1 protein-coding gene is annotated in these 4,801 nt (G+C 68.4%); it reads left to right on the forward strand.

From position 1 onward, the window contains the following. On the forward strand, positions 1-4,801 hold a 4,801-nt coding region (locus tag H343_RS0124585), incomplete at both ends, for a type I polyketide synthase (RefSeq protein ID WP_028433285.1).

A 4,801-nucleotide genomic window follows, 5' to 3' on the forward strand; every position in this document is an offset into this window, starting at 1 on the left:
GCTCAGCCTGCTTTGTTTGCGCTGGAGGTGGCGCTGTTCCGGCTGGTGGAGTCCTGGGGTGTGGTGCCGGATTATCTGGCGGGGCATTCGGTGGGGGAGATCGCGGCTGCGCATGTGGCGGGTGTGTTGTCGTTGGTTGACGCCTGTGCTTTGGTGTCGGCGCGTGCGCGGTTGATGCAGGCGTTGCCCGCCGGTGGGGCGATGGTCGCGATCGAGGCGACCGAGGACGAGGTTCTGCCGTATCTGCCAGACGGGGTGTCTGTTGCGGCGGTGAACGGGCCTTCCTCTGTGGTGGTTTCCGGGGACGAGGCCGGCGTGCTGGAGATCGCGGAGCGTTTTGAGTCCGAGGGGCGGCGGACGCGGCGGTTGTCGGTTTCGCATGCGTTCCATTCGCCGTTGATGGATCCGATGCTGGACGATTTCCGTGCGGTGGTGGAGGGATTGTCCTTCGACGCGCCGCGGATTCCGGTCGTGTCGAACCTGACCGGCCAGGTGACCACCGGCGACGAACTGTGTGCGCCGGAGTACTGGGTGCGTCATGTGCGGGAGACGGTCCGTTTCGCCGACGGCGTGAGTGCGCTGGAGGGCCAAGGCGTCTCTGGTTTTGTGGAGTTGGGCCCGGACGGGGTGCTTTCGGCGATGGCGGCGGAGTCGTCGCCGGGTGCGGTGGCTGTGCCGTTGCTGCGCAAGGACCGGGACGAGGAAGCTGCCCTGGTCTCGGGGCTGGCCCGCCTCTTTGTCTCCGGTGTCGACGTCGACTGGGCACGCCTCTTCGACGGAACGGGCGCCAAGCGGGTCGACCTGCCCACCTACGCCTTCCAGCATGAACGCTACTGGCCCACCGTGGCCATGCGTGCCGGTGACGTCCGCGCTGCCGGGCTGGGCTCGGTGGAACATCCGCTGCTCGGCGCCGCTGTGGAACTCGCCGGGTCCGAAGGGGTCTTGTTCACAAGCCGCCTGTCACGGAGCACCCACCCCTGGTTGACCGATCACGTCGTGATGGGCCAGGTGCTTCTCCCCGGAACGGCGTTCGTGGAACTGGCAGTTCGTGCTGCTGACGAGGTCGGCTGCGACCGCGTCGAGGAACTGACATTGGCCGCGCCGCTGGTCGTTCCCGAGCAGGGTGCCGTACAGGTGCAGGTGACTGTCGGGGCCCCCGACGAGTCGGCGCGCCGACCGGTGAACGTGCATGCCCGGCTCGCGGACGGTGAGGACTTGCCGTGGGTCGAGCACGCCAGCGGTGTCCTCACAGAGGGCGAACACCGGGCGGACTTCGACGCCTCGGTGTGGCCGCCCGCGGGTGCGGTGCCGGTGGAGGTGGAGGGCTGCTACGAGCGGTTCGTGGACCTCGGGTTCGAGTACGGGCCCGTCTTCCAGGGGCTGAAGGCCGCCTGGCAGGGAGACGACGGTGAGGTCTTCGCCGAGGTGGCCCTTCCGGAGAACACCGATACCGGCGGCTTCGGACTCCACCCCGGGCTGTTCGACGCAGGCCTGCACGCAGTCGGCGTGGCCGAACCGGGAGAGGGCGGTGCCCCGTTCTCCTGGGAAGGCGTGTCACTGCACGCCACGGGCGCTTCCGCTGCCCGGGTGCGGCTTACGCGTCGTCCCGACGGTTCGACGGCGGTCGCGCTTGCTGACATCTCAGGTGAACTGCTGGCATCTGTCGACTCCTTGGCCACACGGCCGGTTCAGGCCGGTCAACTCGCCGTACCCGGCGTGGTCGAGCGCGATTCGCTGTTCGACGTCAGCTGGGCGCCGACGCGCCCTGGTACTGCTCCCTCCGCGGTGGCCGTGGTCGGCACGGACTCCCTTGGCATGGCCGACGTTCTGCGTGACGCGGAGATCGTGGTGGATGTTCAGCCGGATCTGGCGGCACTCGCGGCGAGTGGTGATGAAGTGCCGGTGCCGGGTGTGGTGTTGGTGCCGGTGGTGGGTGACGCGGACGGCGATGTGGCCGAGTCCGCGCATGTTCTGACCGCTCGTGTGCTGGGTGTGGTGCAGGAGTGGCTGGCCGGGGAGCGGTTTGCCGGTTCGCGGCTGGTGTTCGTCACGCGTGGTGCTCAGTCGGGTGAGGACGTGGCGGCCGCCGGTGTGTGGGGTCTGGTGCGTTCTGCGCAGTCGGAGCACCCGGGCCGGTTCGGTCTGCTGGATGTGGATGCTTCTCAGGCGTCCGCGGCTGTCGTGCCGCAGGCACTGGGCGTCGACGAACCTCAGGTGCGGCTGTGTGAGGGTGAGGTTCTGGCGCCACGTCTCACGCGCCTCGATGTGCCCCAGGACAAGGCCGGTTGGGATGTGGAGGGCACTGTCCTGATCACCGGCGGTACGGGCGGCCTCGGTGGTGTGTTCGCCCGGCATCTGGTGGCCGAGCACGGTGTGCGGGATCTGCTGTTGGTCAGCCGCAGGGGCATGGACGCCGACGGTGCGGAAGAGCTTGTCGGTGACCTTTCGGAGTCGGGTGCCGAGGTTCAGGTGGCCGCCTGTGATGTGGGCGACCGGGATGCGCTGGCGGCACTGCTGGAGCAGCACGAGGTGCGTGCCGTCGTGCACACGGCCGGCGTCCTGGACGACGGTGTCATCGACTCTCTGACGCCGGAGCGGTTGGATGCGGTGTTGCGTCCGAAGGTGGATGCCGCCTGGAATCTGCACGAACTGACCCAGGACATGAACCTGTCGGCGTTCGTGGTCTTCTCCTCCGTTGCCGGTACGTTCGGCACGGCCGGTCAGGGCAACTACGCCGCGGGCAACGCCTTCCTGGACGCCCTTGCGCAGCACCGCCGCCAACGAGGTCTGCCGGGCCTCTCCCTCGGATGGGGACCCTGGGCCCAGACCGGGGTGGGGATGCTGTCGGGCGGCGACGTCGAGCGTATGGAGCGTTCGGGCGTGCCGCCACTGGGCGTCGAGCAGGGCGTCGAGCTGTTCGACACGGCGCTGGCCAGCAGCGCATCGGCCGTACTGCCGGTGCGGCTGGACCTGCCAGTGCTGCGCGCACGAGGTGAAGTGCCGCCGCTGCTGCGGGGGTTGATCCGCACCCGCTCGCGGCGCTCCGTCACCGGCTCGCAGACCGCGGTCTCCCTGGTGCAGCGTCTGTCGGCTCTGAACCAGGCCGAACGTCTGGAGTCCCTGCTCGACCTGGTGCGAGGCGAAGTCGCCAATGTGCTCGGATACGCGAACACGGGAGAGATCGACGGAGCGCGGGCTTTCCAGGACCTGGGTTTCGACTCGCTGACGGCTGTCGAGTTGCGGAACCGTCTGGCGGCGGTCACCGGGCTGCGGCTCCCCGCCACGATGATCTTCGACTACCCGACTGCGGCCTCGTTGGCCGCGTACATGCGGGATGAACTGTTCGGTGCGGACGTGCCGGTGGCCACGCACGTCCCGTCAGCAGTCACCACTGCGGACGACCCCGTCGTGATTGTGGGGATGTCCTGCCGCTATCCCGGCGGTGTCGGCTCGCCGGAGGAGCTGTGGCGGCTGGTCAGTGAAGGCACCGACGCCATCTCGGAGTTCCCCGCCAACCGTGGCTGGGACCTGGAGCGGCTGTTCCACCCGGATCCGGATCACGCAGGGACGTCGTACACGCGGTCGGGTGGTTTCCTGCACGAGGCGGGGGAGTTCGATCCTGGCTTCTTCGGGATGTCGCCGCGTGAGGCGTTGGCCACGGACTCGCAGCAGCGGCTGCTGCTGGAGTCTACGTGGGAAGCCCTGGAGCGTACGGGTGTCGACCCGGCCTCTCTGCGCGGCAGCCGAACGGGCGTCTTCGCGGGTGTGATGTACAACGACTACAGCACGCTCATGAACGACGAAGCGTTCGAGGGATACCAGGGCACCGGGACCTCACCGAGTGTGGTGTCCGGCCGGATCTCCTACACCTTCGGATTCGAAGGCCCCGCCATGACGGTGGACACGGCGTGTTCGTCGTCGCTGGTGGCGATGCACCTTGCCGCCCAGGCGCTGCGGCAGGGTGAATGCTCGCTGGCGCTGGCCGGTGGTGTGACGGTCATGTCCACCCCGAACACTTTCATCGAGTTCTCGCGTCAGCGTGGCCTCTCGGCGGACGGCCGGTGCAAGTCCTTTGCCGATACGGCGGATGGGGTCGCATGGTCCGAGGGCGTCGGTCTGGTGGTGCTGGAGCGGCTGTCGGATGCGCGGCGCAACGGACATCGGGTGCTGGCTGTTGTGCGCGGTAGTGCGGTGAATCAGGACGGTGCGTCGAATGGTTTGACGGCTCCGAACGGTCCGTCGCAGCAGCGGGTGATCCGTCAGGCGTTGGCCAGTGGTGGTCTGTCCGCTGGTGATGTGGATGTGGTGGAGGCGCACGGTACGGGCACGACTCTCGGTGACCCGATCGAGGCGCAGGCGCTGCTGGCGACGTACGGGCAGGACCGTGAGCGGCCTCTCCACCTCGGTTCGGTGAAGTCGAACATCGGTCACACGCAGGCGGCCGCGGGTGTCGCCGGTGTGATCAAGATGGTCCACGCGATGCGTGAGGGAGTGCTGCCGCGCACGCTGCACGCCGACGTGCCCTCCTCGCATGTGGACTGGGAGGCCGGCGCCGTCGAGCTGCTGGCCGAGGAAGCCGCATGGCCGGAGTCCGGCAGGCCTCGTCGGGCTGCGGTGTCCTCGTTCGGCGTCAGCGGGACCAACGCCCACCTCATCCTTGAGCAGCCGGCTGTTGAGGATCAGCCTGTCGAGATCGGGGCGGGCCCGGCGGATGAGTCGTCGGTGCGGTCGTCTGTGGTGGTGCCGTGGGTGGTGTCTGCGAAGTCGGTTGCGGCGTTGGATGCTCAGGTGGAGCGTCTGC

Source organism: Streptomyces sp. TAA204 (assembly GCF_000424965.1).